The following is a 14,415-nucleotide window of genomic DNA, read 5'->3' on the forward strand; positions in this document are numbered from 1 at the left end:
CCTTTTACATGTGCGGAACGTTGTCGGGGATGTCGTAGAACGTCGGGTGCCGGTACACCTTGTCACCGCTGGGCGCGAAGAACGGGTCCTTCTCGTCCGGCGAGGACGCGGTGATGTCGTCGGCGCGCACGACCCAGATCGACACGCCCTCGTTGCGGCGCGTGTACAGGTCGCGCGCGTGGTGCAACGCCATCTGGTCGTCCGCGGCGTGCAAGGAACCCACATGCACGTGGTTCAGCCCGCGCTTGCCCCGCACGAACACCTCGTACAACGGCCAGTCGTGCTTCACAGTGCCGGACGCGGCGGGCACGCCCTCCAGCGGGACGGCTCCATGGCCGCCCTCGGCGGTCAGGTCGCTCACTTGCGCTCCTCACGGTTCTTGGCGGCGTGCGCCACGGCAGCTTCGCGCACCCAGGCACCGTCGTCGTGGGCCTTGCGCCGGTGCTCCACGCGCTGCTTGTTGCAGGGCCCGTAGCCCTGCAGCACGTTCTTGAACTCGTCCCAGTCGACGGCGCCGAAGTCGTAGTGCTCGCGCTCGGCGTTCCACCTCAGGTCCGGGTCCGGGAACGTCACGCCCAGCGCCTCCGCCTGCGGCACCGACATGTCGACGAAGCGCTGCCGCAGCTCATCGTTGGTGTGCCGCTTGATCTTCCACGCCATCGACTGCGCCGTGTTGGGCGATTCGGCGTCGGGCGGGCCGAACATCATCAGCGACGGCCACCACCAGCGGTTCACGGCCTCCTGCACCATCTCCCGCTGCTGCGCGGTGCCCTTCATCATCGTCATCAGCAGCTCGTAGCCCTGCCGCTGGTGGAAGGACTCCTCCTTGCAGATGCGGATCATCGCCCGCGCGTACGGCCCGTACGAGCTGCGGCACAGCGGCACCTGGTTGCAGATCGCCGCGCCGTCGACGAGCCAGCCGATCACGCCGACGTCGGCGAAGGTCAGCGTCGGGTAGTTGAAGATCGACGAGTACTTCTGCCGGCCCGAGATCAGCTTGTCGGTGAGGTCCGCGCGGTCGGCACCGAGCGTGGCCGCGGCCGAGTACAGGTACAGGCCGTGCCCGGCTTCGTCCTGCACCTTCGCGAGCAGGATCGCCTTGCGCCGCAAGGAAGGCGCGCGCGTGATCCAATTGCCCTCCGGCTGCATGCCGATGATCTCCGAATGCGCGTGCTGCGCGATCTGGCGGACCATCGTCTTGCGGTAGCCCTCGGGCACCCAGTCGCGCGGCTCGATGCGCTGGTCGCGTTCGATGGTGTGCTCGAAGTGACCGAGCAGGTCCTCTTCGGACATCGTCCCAGAAAGTGTCTCGGTCACGGCTGCTCCTTCGAGACGAGGGTGAGCACGTCGTACTTCGCCACGGACTCACCGTTCTGGTTGGTGACGTCGGCGTCCCAGCGGACCTCGCCGTACTCCTGGTCGACGCGCGGGGTGATCTGCTTCGCGGTGAGCGTGACGGTGAGCGCGTCGCCTTCCTTGACCGGCGTGAGGAACCGGAGGTTCTCCAGGCCGTAGTTGGCGAGCACCGGGCCGGGCTCGGGCGAGACGAACAGGCCCGCGGCGAACGACACCACCAGGTAGCCGTGGGCGACGATCCCGCCGAACAGCGGGTTGGCGGCCGCTGCGGCCTCGTCGGTGTGGGCGTAGAACGTGTCGCCGGTGAACTCGGCGAAGTGGTCGATGTCGGCGCGCGTCACGGTGCGCGGGCCGGCCACCACGGAGTCGCCGGGGCGCAGCTCGGCCAGCGACTTGCGGAACGGGTGCTCGCCCTCGACACGCGGCGCACCTTCGACCCAGCGGCCGGTGACCGCGGACAGGACCTTGGGCGAAGCCTGCACGGCGGTGCGCTGCAGGTGGTGCAGCACGCCGCGGATGCCGCCCATCTCCTCACCGCCACCGGCGCGACCGGGCCCGCCGTGCACGAGCTGCGGCATCGGCGAGCCGTGGCCCGTCGACTCCTTCGCGTCGTCGGCGTCCAGCACGAGCAGCCGGCCGTGGTAGGGCGCGACGCCCAGTACGACGGTCCGCGCGAACTCCGGGTCCCCCGTCACGATCGAGCCGGCGAGCGAGCCACCGCCGCGCGCGGCGAAATCGATGACCTGCTCGATCGAGGTGTAAGGCAGCAGCGTCGAGACCGGGCCGAACGCCTCGACCTCGTGCGGCTCCGAGCGCTCCGGGTCGGCCTTGAGCAGCACCGGTGAGAGGAACGCGCCCGTGGACTCGTCGGCCCCGACGACGTCGACGTGCTCGGGGTCGCCGAACACCACGCTGCCGGCGTCGAGCAGGGCCTTCAGCGAGCGGCGGACCTCCTCGCGCTGCTCGAGGCTCGCCAGCGCACCCATGCGCACACCCTCAGCGGCCGGGTTGCCGACCACGACCCTGGCGAGCCGCCCGCTCGCGGCCGCGGCGACGTCGTCGAGCATCTCCGCCGGCACGAACGCGCGGCGGATCGCGGTGCACTTCTGGCCCGCCTTCACCGTCATCTCGGTGACCAGCTGCTTCACGAACAGGTCGAACTCCGGCGTGCTCGGCCGCGCGTCCGGGGCGAGGATCGAGCAGTTCAGCGAATCTGCCTCGGCGTTGAATCGGACGGAGTTGCGGACCACCGCCGGGTGCGAGCGCAGTTTCTGCGCGGTGGACGCGGAACCGGTGAAGGACACGAGGTCCTGCGCGGTCACGTGGTCGAGCAGGTCGCCGACGCTGCCGGCGATGAACTGCAGCGAACCCTCGGGCAAGATCCCGGATTCGATGATGAGCTCGACGAGCTTCGCGGTCAGATAAGCGGTTTGGCTCGCGGGCTTGACCAGGCTCGGCACCCCGGCGAGGAACGCGGGCGCGAACTTCTCCAGCGGCCCCCACACCGGGAAGTTGAACGCGTTGATCTGGATCGCGACACCGCGCAGCGGCGTGGCGATGTGCTGCGCGACGAACGTGCCGCCCTTGCTCAGCGGCTCGACCGCTCCTTCGATGTACACGGTGTCGTTGGGCAGCTCGCGCTTGCCTTTCGACGCGTAGCTGAACAGCACGCCGATGCCGCCGTCGACGTCGAACTTCGAGTCCCCCAGTGTGGCGCCGGTGCGCGCCGACAGCGCATACAGCTCCTCGCGGTGCTCACGCAGGTGGGAGGCGAGCGCCTTCAGCAGGGCGGCGCGCTGGTGGAACGTGAGCTCACGCAGGGCCGGGCCGCCCACGCGGCGACCGTGGTCGAGCGCGCCGGCGAAATCGACGCCGGCCGACGACAGGCGGGCGACCTCCTCACCGGTCGCCGCATCGTGCAGCGGCACTCCCTCGTCCGTCGCCGTGTGCCAGCCGCCGGAGACGTAGCTGCGGAGCAAAACCATGGGGCCCGACCCTCTCGCCGTGTCGTGAACCACTGAACCCTGAACCACCACTGAACCCTGAACCGATTTACCAACCGGACGTTCAGTAATTCCATCGTAGCCGGTGCGGCGCCTGATCGGAAGTCCCGGTGCTTGACACGGAACCCGGTGGCCGCCTTTACTGACGTCGGTGGTTGATTACCGGCCATTCGGTCAGTTGGACATGCCTCAGCAAGTCACCGGGAGGTCGCCGGCCGTGACGACGCGCAACGCGGCACACGCCATGTTCGACACCGACGAGGCGTCGAAGGGTCTGGGCATCGAGCTCGTGGAGGCCGCCGACGGTCGCGCCGTCGCCACCATGAAGGTGACGGAGTCGATGGTCAACGGCCACGACATCGCCCACGGCGGATTCCTGTTCCTGCTGGCCGACACCGCGTTTGCCCTCGCGTGCAACACCCACGGGCCGGTCACCGTCGCCGCCGGCGCGGAGATCTCGTTCGTCGCGGCAGGCCGGCTCGGCGACCACCTCGTCGCCACGGCCACCGAGCGCACCCGCTACGGCCGCAACGGCATCTACGACGTCACCGTGCACCGGGACGCCCCCGGCGGACCCGAGGTCGTCGCCGAGTTCCGCGGCCGCAGCCGCGTCATCGAAAAGAGCCGGGAAACCCGATGAAAGACACCGCCGAGAGACTGAGTGCCGACGAGCTCGCCGCCCTCCAGCTCGAGCGCCTGCAGTGGTCGCTGCGCCACGCGTACACCAACGTGCCCTTCTACACCAAGAAGTTCGACTCCGCAGGCGTGCACCCGGACGACTGCGAGGAGCTCGCGGACCTCGCGAAGTTCCCGTTCACCACCAAGGCCGACTTGCGCGACAACTACCCGTTCGGGATGTTCGCCGTGCCGCAGGAACAGGTGCGGCGGCTGCACGCGTCCAGCGGCACCACGGGCAAACCGACGGTCGTCGGCTACACCGAGGACGACCTCGACACGTGGGCGACCGTGATGGCGCGCTCGATCCGCGCGGCCGGCGGGCGGCCCGGCCACAAGGTACACGTGGCCTACGGCTACGGGCTGTTCACCGGCGGGCTCGGCGCGCACTACGGCGCGGAAAAGCTGGGCTGCACCGTGATCCCGGCTTCGGGTGGCATGACCGCTCGGCAGGTGCAGCTGATCACCGACTTCAGGCCCGAGATCATCATGGTCACGCCGTCGTACATGCTGACGCTGCTCGACGAGTTCGAGCGCCAGGGCGTGGACCCGCGGGCGAGCTCGCTCAAGGTCGGTATCTTCGGCGCCGAGCCGTGGACCGAGCAGATGCGCGCGGAGATCGAGGAGCGGTTCGCGCTCGACGCCGTGGACATCTACGGCCTGTCCGAGGTGATGGGGCCGGGGGTCGCGCAGGAGTGCGTGGAGACCAAGGACGGCCTGCACATCTGGGAGGACCACTTCTTCCCCGAGGTGATCGACCCGTTCAGCGAAGAGGTGCTGCCGGCGGGCGCACAGGGCGAACTGCTGTTCACCTCGCTGACGAAGCAGGCGCTGCCGATCATCCGCTACCGCACGCGCGACCTCACGCGGCTGATGGCGGGCACCGCGCGGCCGGCGTTCCGGCGCATGGAGAAGGTGACCGGGCGCAGCGACGACCTCATCATCCTGCGCGGGGTCAACGTCTTCCCGACTCAGATCGAGGAAATCGTGCTGCGCGTGGAGGCACTGAGCCCGCACTTCCAGCTCGTGCGCTCGACGCGCGGGCGGCTCGACCACCTGACCGTGCGCGTCGAGGCCCGCCACGACGCGTCGGCCGAAGCGCGCACGGCAGCTGCCGCCGCGTTGATGGCCGGGGTGAAGGACGGCGTCGGTGTGACGGTCGGGGTCGACGTGGTGGATCCGGACACCCTGGAGCGGTCGGTGGGCAAGATGCGCCGGGTGATCGACGAGCGGGACCGGGCATGACAACCGCCGGCGTGCTCCCCTCCGCGGAGACGGCATGAGCACCGCGCCGGCCCGGCGGGGGCGGCCCGGGTACGACCTGGAGTCCTTGCTGCGGGTCGCGGTCAAGCTGTTCAACGAGCGCGGCTACGACGGCACCAGCATGGAGGACCTGTCGCGCAAGCTGGGCATCACGAAGTCCGCGATCTACCACCACGTGCCCAGCAAGGAAGAACTCCTGCGGCTCGCCGTGAACCGGGCGCTGGACGGCTTGTTCGAGATTGCCGCGTCGACCGAAAGCCTGGACGGCCGCGCGATCGACCGCCTGGAACACCTCGTGCGCGGCAGCGTGCTCGTACTGGCCGACCGCCTGCCGTTCGTGACACTGCTGCTGCGCGTGCGCGGCAACACCAAAGTGGAACGCGCGGCGCTGGCCCGCCGTCGCGAGTTCGACCACCTCGTGACCGACCTCGTCAAACAGGCCGAGGCCGAAGGCGACGTCCGCCCGGACATCGAGCCGGCCGTCGCCGCGCGACTGCTGTTCGGCACCGTGAACTCGCTCATCGAGTGGTACCGCCCCCGCCGCGGCTCCTCGGCCGAAGACCTCGCGGACGCCGTCTGCAAAATGGCCTTCGACGGCCTGCGGTCCTGACGTGGCGGGGATTTCCGGGGGTTTCCCGGGACGGAATCCGACAACCACCGCACACCAGGGTTTTCGCGCCGGATTCCGCGCAACGAGCAGCAGTCAAGGCCGCCCGGCGAAGCTGCCCGAAGGCGGCCGCACAGAAGACGTTCGCGCAGCCGCACCGCGCGACGAACCACCTTCACGTGCCGCCACAGCACGAGAATCCCCGTCACCGACTGTCCTGATGTGACACTTCCCGCCGGGAGTCCCACCGGGCAGGCGTCAATCGCCGGTCGTGCTCTGGGGTGGGGGATGGGACTGCCAGAGCATGGCAGCGCGCAGTTGCTCGATGAGGACCTCGTCGTCTTCCTCGCTGGGTTCCGCACCCAGGGGGATCCAGCGTTCGGACACGAGTTCGCCGTCGGCGTAGTTGCTGATGGCGATGCCGTCGTAGGACATCGTCAACCCCGGGTCCACCGGGCAGTCCCCGGTGCAGTCGTCCGCGCAGGCGGGCTCGTCCACCCACACCTGGCGGCGTTGCAAGCGCACGCTGACCCAGCGCCCGGTGGGCCCCGTCGCGCCGCCCTCCGCATCGCTCATGTGCTCCTACCCCAGCGCCCGGCCCCCAGTCCATCCGTCGCGCGACGGGGCGGCGAAGTTACCAGCCGGTTATTCCGGTTGGGTAACGACGCCGCCCGACCGGAGAAATACCCTGCCGTACAGCACCAAAGCACGACCTTTACGCGCAGTAAACAAGTTGTTGACAGCACGACCACGGACGACGAGGCTGACACGATGAGCACCGGAACCCGGCCCACGCGGCGCCGGCTGGAACCGGCCGAACGCAGGGCCGAGATCCTCGCGGTGGCGCGGCGGCTGTTCGGAGCCGGCAGCTACGCTTCTGTGTCCACTTCGGACATCGCGGCGGCCGCGGGGGTGGCGAGGCCCCTGATCAACCACTACTTCGGCGGGAAGCGCGAGCTGTACCTCGAGGTGGTGCGGCAGATGATGATCGTGCCCGCGCCCGTGGTCGAGGCGCTGCCGGAAGGTCCGGTCCGGCGCCGGCTGGAGGTCGGCATCGAGCGCTGGATCGACGTGGTCGACCGCAACCGCGACGCGTGGCTCACGGCGATCGGCCCCGAAGCCGCGGGACGCGACCCGGAGATCGAGCGGATCATGCTGGAAGCCGACGACGTCGCGGCCGACCGCGTGCTCGCCGCGGCTCTGATGACCGACGTCAGCGAAGGCCGCGAACAGCTGCGGGCGATGATCCGCTCGTACGGCGGCATGTTGCGCGCCGCGTCGCGCGAGTGGCTGATCCGCGGCACGTTGAAGCGCGATGAGCTGCGGACGTTCCTCGTGGAGTCGATCATGAACCTCCTCGAGGTCACCTACCCGGCCGTGCTCGCGGAGCGGACCGCCGCGCGTAGGCCGCCGGCGTCATCCCCGTCCAGCGCTTGAACGCGTAGATGAAACTCGATGCCTCGGCGTAACCCAGTCGCAGCGCGACGTCCTCCACGGACAACGCGCCCGTGTCGAGCATTTCCTCGGCGAGGGTCTGGCGGACCTCGTCCACGAGCTGCCGGTACCCCGTGCCGGCCTCGGTGAGCCGGCGGCGCAGAGTCCGCGGGCTCACGGTGAGCTGGCGCGCGACCTCGGCCATGCCGGCGTCGACGCCGCCGAGGCGCACCAGGCGTTCCCGCACCAGCTGCGAGATGCCGGACCGTTCGCGGCGGCGCGCCACGAGCGCGTCGCACTGGGCCGCGCACAGCGCGACGGTCTGCTCGTTGGCCTGCGGCAGCGGCATCATCAGCAGCGCGGGGTCGAAGCTCGCCCGGTGGCGGTCGGCGCCGAACCGCGGCCCAACACCGAAGGTGTCCACATAGGACGCAGAAGAGGGGGGCGCCGCGAACGCGAACTCGAGGCCCTGCACGGAGATCTCCGGCAGCAGGTCCTTCATCACCGTGTGGATCGCCGCCAGGTCACGCAGCACGAGGAACCGTGCGACGTCGGCCGGCACGCGCGAATCGTCGAGCGCCAGGCCGATCCCGCGGCTGTCGAGCTCCACGTGCGGGATGGAGAACGTGAAGCTCAAGTCGAGGTAGCGCAGCGCGAACACCATCGCGTCGCGCATCGTCGGGCTGCTGATGCACGCGAAGCCGAAGATGCCGAACGTCGTCACGCGGTAGCGCCGGCCCAGCTCCAGCGCGAGGTCGTCGCCACCGCCGGTGTGCGCGACGAGCGCACGCGCGACGGCCAGCTCCTGCCGCGCGTCCACCTGTTTCTCGGGGCCGGCGAGCGCTTCGCGCGGAGTGCCGGGCAGCAGCTTCTCCGCGGGCACTCCATGGTCCTCGGCGAAAGCGAGCATGAGCAGCACGCTCGCGGTGCCGCGGGGAAAGTCCCAGTCGCGGACCGCGGGGGCTGCCAGCTCTGCCATGGCCGGAATTATCGATCAGAGGACCCCGCCCGCGCCTCTCGAGGGCCGGAACTGTCCGCGACGCCGGATACCCTCGCCCCCATGAAGCTCAGCCAGCGGGCCCTCAACCGCGCCACGCTCGACCGACAGCTGCTCCTGCGCCGGGTGAACCTGTCGGTGCTCGAAGCCGTCGAGCACCTCGCCGGACTGCAGGCGCAGGCGCCGGTCCCGCCGTACTACGCGCTGTGGACGCGCTTGCACGGCTTCCGGCCCGAGAACCTGGCGAAGCTCCTGCTCGACCGCGAGGTGGCGCGGCTCGTGCTGATGCGCGGCACCGTGCACCTCGTGACGTCGGCCGACGCGCTGGCCTGGCGCCCGCTCGTGCAGCCGGTGCTGGACCGCGGCCTCAAGACGAACGCCCGGCACGCCGCGCTCGTGGCCGGCCTCGACCACGGCGCCGTGGCCGTCGAGGCCCGCGCTCTGCTCGCCCAGCGCCCGCACACGAGCGGCCAGCTCGCCGCCGCGCTCGCGCAGCGTTGGCCCGACCGGTCCGGCCGCGCGCTGACGCACCTCGTGCGGTGCCTCCTGCCGCTCGTGCAGATCCCGCCGCGCGGGGTGTGGGGCCGGGCCGGGCAGCCGACGTACCAGGTCGCCGAAAGCTGGCTCGCCGGCACTTCGGCGGTGTCGTCGCTGGATCAGCTCGTACGGCGCTACCTCAAGGCGTTCGGCCCGGCGACGATCGCCGACGCGCAGGCGTGGTCCGGGCTCACGAAGCTCGACGAGGTCATCGAACGCATGGATCTGCGCACGTACCTCGACGAGGCGGGCCGGACGCTCTACGACCTGCCCGAGTCCACGCTGCCCGGCGAGGACGTGCCGGCCCCGCCGCGGCTGCTGGCGCCGTTCGAGCAGCCGATCCTGTCCTACGCCGACCGCACGCGCGTGATCTCCGACGAGCACCGCAAACGCGTGATCTCGCAGAACGGCATCGTGAAGGGCACGGTGCTGGCCGGCGGGTACGTGCAGGGCTACTGGGAGGTCGAGACCGCGCGCGAGCGGGCGACGTTCGTGCTCACGCCGTTCGAACGGCTGCCGAAACGCGACGCGGCCGCGCTGGAGAGCGCCGGCCGCCGGCTGCTCAAGTGGGCCGAGCCCGCAGCTGAGCACGACGTGCGGCTGAAGCCCGCATAACCACTGGCCGGAATTCTCGATTGTCTGACCGTTCGTGTCCTTCCGCCGCGGCGAACCGATCGGTAACTTCCTGCAGATGGGTGACACGCCAAGGACGCCGTCGGTGCTGATCGTCGGCACCGGCTTCGGCGGGGTCGGCACGGCCATCGAGCTGAAACGGGCCGGCTTCCACGACTTCACGATCCTCGAGCGCGCGGACGAGCCCGGCGGGGTGTGGCGCGAGAACACCTACCCCGGCGCGGCGTGCGACATCCCGTCGCCGCTGTACTCGTTCTCCTACGCGCCCAATCCCTGGTGGCCGAAGCGGTTCTCGATGCAGCCGGACATCCACGCGTACCTCAAGCGCGTGATCGCCGACCACGACCTCGGGCCCCACATCCGCTACGGGCGCGAAGTCACGGCGGCGACGTTCGACCAGGGCCGCTGGCGCGTCGAGACCGCGGGTGGCGAGACGTACGAGGCCGACGTGTTCGTGCCGGCCGTCGGGCAGCTGTCGCGGCCGGTGCTGCCGGACATCCCGGGGCGCGACAGCTTCGAGGGCATCAGCTTCCACTCCGCGAAGTGGAACCACGAAGTGGAGCTGGCCGGCAAGCGCGTCGCCGTGATCGGCACGGGCGCGAGCGCGATCCAGTTCGTGCCACCGCTGCAGAAGCAAGCCGCGAAGCTCACGATCTTCCAGCGCACCGCGCCCTACGTCATGGCGAAGAAGGACACGCGCTACGCCCGCTGGCAGAAGCGGCTCTTCGAAACCCTCCCGGCGACGCAACTGCTCGGCCGGCTGCGGATCTTCCTGCTGGCCGAGTACGCGACGTACGCGATGACGCGGCACCCCGTGCTGGCCAGGCTCTTCGAGCTGCGCACGGCCCAGCTGCGGCACAAGCACATCAAGGACCCGCAACTGCGGCGCAAGCTCAAGCCCGGCTACCCGTTGGGCTGCAAGCGGATCCTGTTCACCAACGACTACCTGCCCGCACTGGCGCAGCCGAACGTCGAGGTCGAGACCGGCCGGATCCGCGAGATCACCCCGCGCGGCGTGCGCACCGAAGACGGCGTGGAGCACGAAGCCGACGTGCTCGTCTACGGCACGGGCTTCAACGCCACCGACTTCCTCGGCTCGATGAAGGTGCTGGGCCTCGACGGGCGGAACCTCGACGACGCGTGGCGCGGCGGCGCACGGGCGTACCTGGGGATGACGGTGCCCGGGTTCCCGAACCTGTTCTGCGTCTACGGCCCCAACACCAACCTCGGCGCCGGGTCGATCATCTACATGATCGAACGGCAGGCGCGCTACATCCGTCAGGCCGTGGAGCAGCTCGCGCGGCCCGGAGTGTCCTACCTGGACGTTCGCCCGGAGGTCGAGGAACGCTACGACCGTGAGGTGCAGAAGCGGCTGGGACACAGCGTGTGGAGCGCGTGCACGAGCTGGTACCGGCAGGCCGACGGGCGCGTGAGCACCAACTGGCCCGGCCTGGTGACGGAGTACGACCGCAGGACCCGGGTCCTCGACCCGGCCGACTTCCGGGTGGTGGGTTCGTGAACACCGACTACGACGTGCTGGTGATCGGTTCCGGCTTCGGCGGCAGCGTCACGGCGTTGCGGCTGCAGGAAAAGGGCTACCGCGTCGGCGTGCTGGAGAGCGGCCGGCGCTTCGCCGACGACGAGTTCGCCACAACCTCGTGGCGGCTGCGGAAGTACCTGTGGGCGCCGAAGCTCGGTTTGTACGGCATCCAGCGGCTGACGTTGCTCAAGAACACGTTCGTGATGAGCGGCACCGGCGTCGGCGGCGGTTCCCTGGTATACGCGAACACGCTGTACGAGCCGCCGGACACGTTCTACCGCGACCGCCAATGGGCGCACATCACGGACTGGAAGGACGAGCTCGCGCCCTACTACGACCAGGCCAAGCGGATGCTGGGTGTGGTCGAGAACCCGCTCACCACGCCGGCCGACGAGGTGCTGCGCGAGGTCGCGGACGACATGGGCATCGGGCACACCTACCGCCGCACGCCCGTCGGGGTGTACTTCGGTTCGCGCCCCGGCGAGGAGGCGCCCGACCCGTTCTTCGGCGGTGCCGGTCCCGCCCGTCGCGGCTGCACGCACTGCGGCGAGTGCATGACCGGGTGCCGCGTCGGGGCGAAGAACACGACCGTGAAGAACTACCTCCACCTCGCCGAACGGGCGGGTGCCGTCGTGCACCCGCTGACCACGGCCGTCTCGGTGCGGCCGGTGTCCGGCGGCTACGCGGTCGACACGGAACGCACGGGCCGGTGGGTGCGCAGGGGCCGCCGGACGTTCACGGCGCGGGAAGTGGTGTTTTCCGCTGCGGCGCTGGGGACGCAGCGGCTGTTGCACAAGTTGCGTGATGACGGCACGTTGCCGGACTTGTCGCCGCGGCTGGGTGTGCTGGCGCGCACGAATTCCGAGGCCGTGCTCGCCGCGCGGTCGCTGCGCAAGGACACCGATTACACGCGCGGGGTCGCGATCACGTCGTCGATCCACCCGGATGCGGTCACGCACGTCGAGCCGGTGCGCTACGGCAAGGGCAGCAACGTGATGGGCCTGATGGCCACGGTCCTCGTGGACGCGGTTCCCGGCAAACGCCGCTGGGCGCTCGGACTGCGGGAACTGGCGCGCCGCTGGCGCGACCTGCCGCGCCTGCACAACCCGCGGCACTGGTCGGAGCGGATGATCGGCTTGCTGGTCATGCAGACACTCGACAACTCCGTGACCACGTACACGAAACGCGGCCTCTTCAGCCGGCGCATGACGACCCGGCAGGGCACCGGCGAACCGAGCCCCGACTGGATCCCCGCGGGCCACGAGGTCACCCGCCGCGTCGCCGCCAAGATCGGCGGCCTGCCCCAGGGCGCCTGGACGGACCTGGCCAACACGCCGATCACCGGCCACTTCATCGGCGGCTGCACCATCGGCGACTCCCCCGACACCGGCGTCGTCGACCCGTACCACCGTGTGTACGGCTACCCGGGCCTCCACATCGTCGACGGCTCCACGATCTCCGCGAACCTGGGCGTCAACCCGTCGCTCACCATCACCGCCCAGGCCGAGCGCGCCCTGGCCCTCTGGCCGAACAACGGCGACGCAGACCCCCGCCCGGCGCCGGGCGAACCGTACCGGCGGATCTCCCCGGTCGCCCCGCGCCACCCCGCGGTGCCGCCCACCGCCCCCGGTGCGCTGCGGCTGCCGGTCGTCGAAGCACCAAAGACGGTCTGAACAGCGGATTCAACATTTGCTCAACAGTTTCACCTACCGGCGCACGGCACTCTTACCCCCGCACGTGGTCACCCCCCTCTGAGCACGTGCACTGGGGGTGTCTTGAAAGGAGCTCCCGCGACGACGCCCTCCCTGCCGTCGCGGGAGTCCTTCCAAGGTCTGTCCGGAAACCTCCTAAGGCAGGTTCGCGAGCCCGCCTCCGACGGTGTTCGCAAACGCGTACCCGGCGGACGCGTCCCAGTTGATCGACCAGGTCATGGCCCCGCGGATCGACGGGTACGTCGCCGAAGTCTTGAAGCCCGCACAGCTGGTGCCACGAGCCAGGCAGTTCAGCGCCGACACGACGTTGGCCGGCGACTGGTAACCGCCGCCCGCCGCGGAGCCCGCGGCGGGCAGGCCGAGAGCCACCTGGTCCGCGCGCAGGCCGCCCTGGAGCTGGATGCACGCGAGCGCCGTGAGGAAGTCGACGGTGCCCTGGGCGTAGACCTGGCCGTTGCAGCCGAGCATGGTGCCCGAGTTGTAGTACTGCATGTTGACGACCGTCAGGATGTCCTTGATGTTCAGTGCGAGCTGGAAGTAGCCGCCCTGCGTGGACTGCATGTCGATCGTCTGCGGGGCCAGGGTGATGATCGAGCCGCCGCCCGAGTGGATGCTGCGCAGCGCCTGCGCCAGATAGGTGGCATTGACGCCGTTCTCGAGGTCGATGTCCACGCCGTCGAAGCCGTAGGACGAGATCAGCTGCTTCACCGAGTTGGCGAAGTTGTTCGCCGACGTCGAATCGTTCACGCTGATCGTGCCGTTCTGGCCACCGACGGAGATGATCACCTTCTGGCCGCGTGACTGCAGCGTCTTCACGTCGGCACGGAACTGCGCGTCGGTGTAGCCGCCGAGCTGGGCGGACAGGCCGGAGTCGAGTGTGAAGTTCACGGCGCCGGGCGTGCCGGTGGCGTCGGCGAAGGCCACGGCGACGATGTTGTAGCTCCTCGGCACGTCGGCCAACCGCAGGGCCTTCGCTCCGTTGAAGAAGTTCTGCCAGTAGCCCGTGAGCACGTGCTTCGCGAGGTCACCGACGACCGGCGGCTGCGAGGTGGTCGGCATCGTGGGCACGGTCGTCGGGGTGGTCGGGGTGGTCGGGGTCGTCGGTGGCGGGGTGCCCGGGCCGTCGAGGTTCACGTCGTCGGCCAGGTAGGCCGGCTGCCCGTACCAGCCGTGCAGGTAGACCGTGACGCTGGACGACGCACCCGTGGTGAAGCCGAGCGACAGCTGGTTCCACCCGCTGGTGCCGGGCGTCCACGTGCTGCTGTCGGCGCCGCCGGTGCCGGACACGCCGAGGTACACGTAGCTGCCCTGCACCCACGCCGAGAGCCGGTACGCGGTGTTGGGCTTGACCGTCACCTGCTGGGCGCATTGCGCGGTGTCGGACGACGAGGGCGCGGCGCTCAGCGCTTTGCTCCCGCTGTGGGCGCCGCTCGACACGACGGACGCGGAGCCGCTGCAGGTCCAGCCCGAGAGGCTGCCGCTCTCGAAGCCGGGGTTGGCCAGGATGTTGGCCGCCGAGGCGCTGCCGCCGACGGCCAGGGTGACACCGAGGCACGCGGCCACGGTGGCGACCAGCGAACCGAGCGCCAGTCTGGATTTCCGAGGGGACACGGTGGGGACCTCCACGCAAGAGTGAAGTACGTCACCACAAAGTGGAC

The 14,415-nt window shown here is 69.9% G+C and carries 13 protein-coding genes; 7 read left to right on the top strand and 6 right to left on the bottom strand.

The window, feature by feature from the left end; translation table 11 throughout:
* Window positions 1-4: 4 nt before the first annotated feature.
* From paaB to paaZ, 3 genes are all read right to left on the bottom strand, one after another.
* The gene (paaB, locus tag I6J71_RS36145; protein WP_204097400.1) at window positions 5-289 is read right to left on the bottom strand and encodes a 1,2-phenylacetyl-CoA epoxidase subunit PaaB; all 285 of its coding nucleotides are present in this window, start codon (window positions 287-289) and stop codon (window positions 5-7) included.
* 68 nt (window positions 290-357) lie between these two features.
* Window positions 358-1,293, bottom strand: a complete 936-nt coding sequence (paaA, locus tag I6J71_RS36150) for a 1,2-phenylacetyl-CoA epoxidase subunit PaaA (protein ID WP_204097401.1) — start codon at window positions 1,291-1,293, stop codon at window positions 358-360.
* 20 nt (window positions 1,294-1,313) lie between these two features.
* On the bottom strand, window positions 1,314-3,341 hold the full coding sequence (gene paaZ, locus I6J71_RS36155; RefSeq protein ID WP_204090961.1) for a phenylacetic acid degradation bifunctional protein PaaZ: 2,028 nt from the start codon (window positions 3,339-3,341) through the stop codon (window positions 1,314-1,316).
* A gap of 262 nt (window positions 3,342-3,603) precedes the next feature.
* Here paaZ and paaI point away from each other — a divergent pair, with 262 nt between their 5' ends.
* The 3 genes from paaI to I6J71_RS36170 are packed head-to-tail and all read left to right on the top strand — an operon-like array spanning window position 3,604 to window position 5,907.
* Window positions 3,604-3,999 (top strand): hydroxyphenylacetyl-CoA thioesterase PaaI, encoded by a 396-nt coding sequence (gene paaI, locus I6J71_RS36160; RefSeq protein WP_204097402.1) that lies wholly within the window; start codon window positions 3,604-3,606, stop codon window positions 3,997-3,999.
* Window positions 3,996-5,279, top strand: coding sequence for a phenylacetate--CoA ligase PaaK (gene paaK, locus I6J71_RS36165; protein WP_204090962.1), 1,284 nt, complete (start codon window positions 3,996-3,998; stop codon window positions 5,277-5,279). Before paaI ends, paaK begins: the two co-directional genes overlap by 4 nt.
* A 34-nt stretch (window positions 5,280-5,313) precedes the next feature.
* The gene (locus I6J71_RS36170; protein ID WP_204090963.1) at window positions 5,314-5,907 is read left to right on the top strand and encodes a TetR/AcrR family transcriptional regulator; all 594 of its coding nucleotides are present in this window, start codon (window positions 5,314-5,316) and stop codon (window positions 5,905-5,907) included.
* 255 nt (window positions 5,908-6,162) lie between these two features.
* On the opposite strand, the gene I6J71_RS36175 is transcribed toward I6J71_RS36170, so the two are convergent.
* A complete protein-coding gene (locus tag I6J71_RS36175; protein ID WP_204090964.1) occupies window positions 6,163-6,480 on the bottom strand; it encodes a hypothetical protein in 318 nt (105 codons plus the stop codon).
* A 195-nt stretch (window positions 6,481-6,675) separates the two neighbouring features.
* Between I6J71_RS36175 and I6J71_RS36180 the strand changes: the two genes are divergently transcribed.
* A complete protein-coding gene (locus I6J71_RS36180) occupies window positions 6,676-7,341 on the top strand; it encodes a TetR/AcrR family transcriptional regulator (RefSeq protein ID WP_204090965.1) in 666 nt (221 codons plus the stop codon).
* Here I6J71_RS36180 and I6J71_RS36185 read toward each other — a convergent pair.
* Window positions 7,268-8,317 (bottom strand): AraC family transcriptional regulator, encoded by a 1,050-nt coding sequence (locus I6J71_RS36185; protein ID WP_204090966.1) that lies wholly within the window; start codon window positions 8,315-8,317, stop codon window positions 7,268-7,270. The two genes, I6J71_RS36180 and I6J71_RS36185, sit on opposite strands and share 74 nt — an antisense overlap.
* An 81-nt stretch (window positions 8,318-8,398) precedes the next feature.
* Between I6J71_RS36185 and I6J71_RS36190 the strand changes: the two genes are divergently transcribed.
* From I6J71_RS36190 to I6J71_RS36200, 3 genes are all read left to right on the top strand, one after another.
* Window positions 8,399-9,487, top strand: coding sequence for a winged helix DNA-binding domain-containing protein (locus tag I6J71_RS36190; RefSeq protein ID WP_204090967.1), 1,089 nt, complete (start codon window positions 8,399-8,401; stop codon window positions 9,485-9,487).
* 76 nt (window positions 9,488-9,563) lie between these two features.
* Window positions 9,564-11,024 carry an NAD(P)/FAD-dependent oxidoreductase gene (locus I6J71_RS36195; RefSeq protein WP_204090968.1) on the top strand — a complete coding sequence of 487 codons (1,461 nt, stop codon included), beginning with the start codon at window positions 9,564-9,566 and terminating at the stop codon, window positions 11,022-11,024.
* Complete coding sequence (locus I6J71_RS36200; protein ID WP_204090969.1) at window positions 11,021-12,718, top strand: GMC oxidoreductase; 1,698 nt, start codon at window positions 11,021-11,023, stop codon at window positions 12,716-12,718. Before I6J71_RS36195 ends, I6J71_RS36200 begins: the two co-directional genes overlap by 4 nt.
* Before the next feature lie 174 nt (window positions 12,719-12,892).
* Here I6J71_RS36200 and I6J71_RS36205 read toward each other — a convergent pair whose 3' ends face one another.
* Window positions 12,893-14,368 carry a chitinase gene (locus tag I6J71_RS36205; protein WP_204090970.1) on the bottom strand — a complete coding sequence of 492 codons (1,476 nt, stop codon included), beginning with the start codon at window positions 14,366-14,368 and terminating at the stop codon, window positions 12,893-12,895.
* Window positions 14,369-14,415: the final 47 nt, after the last annotated feature.

The sequence above is a fragment of the Amycolatopsis sp. FDAARGOS 1241 genome (genome assembly GCF_016889705.1).
In the GTDB taxonomy this organism is placed as follows: Bacteria; Actinomycetota; Actinomycetes; order Mycobacteriales; family Pseudonocardiaceae; genus Amycolatopsis.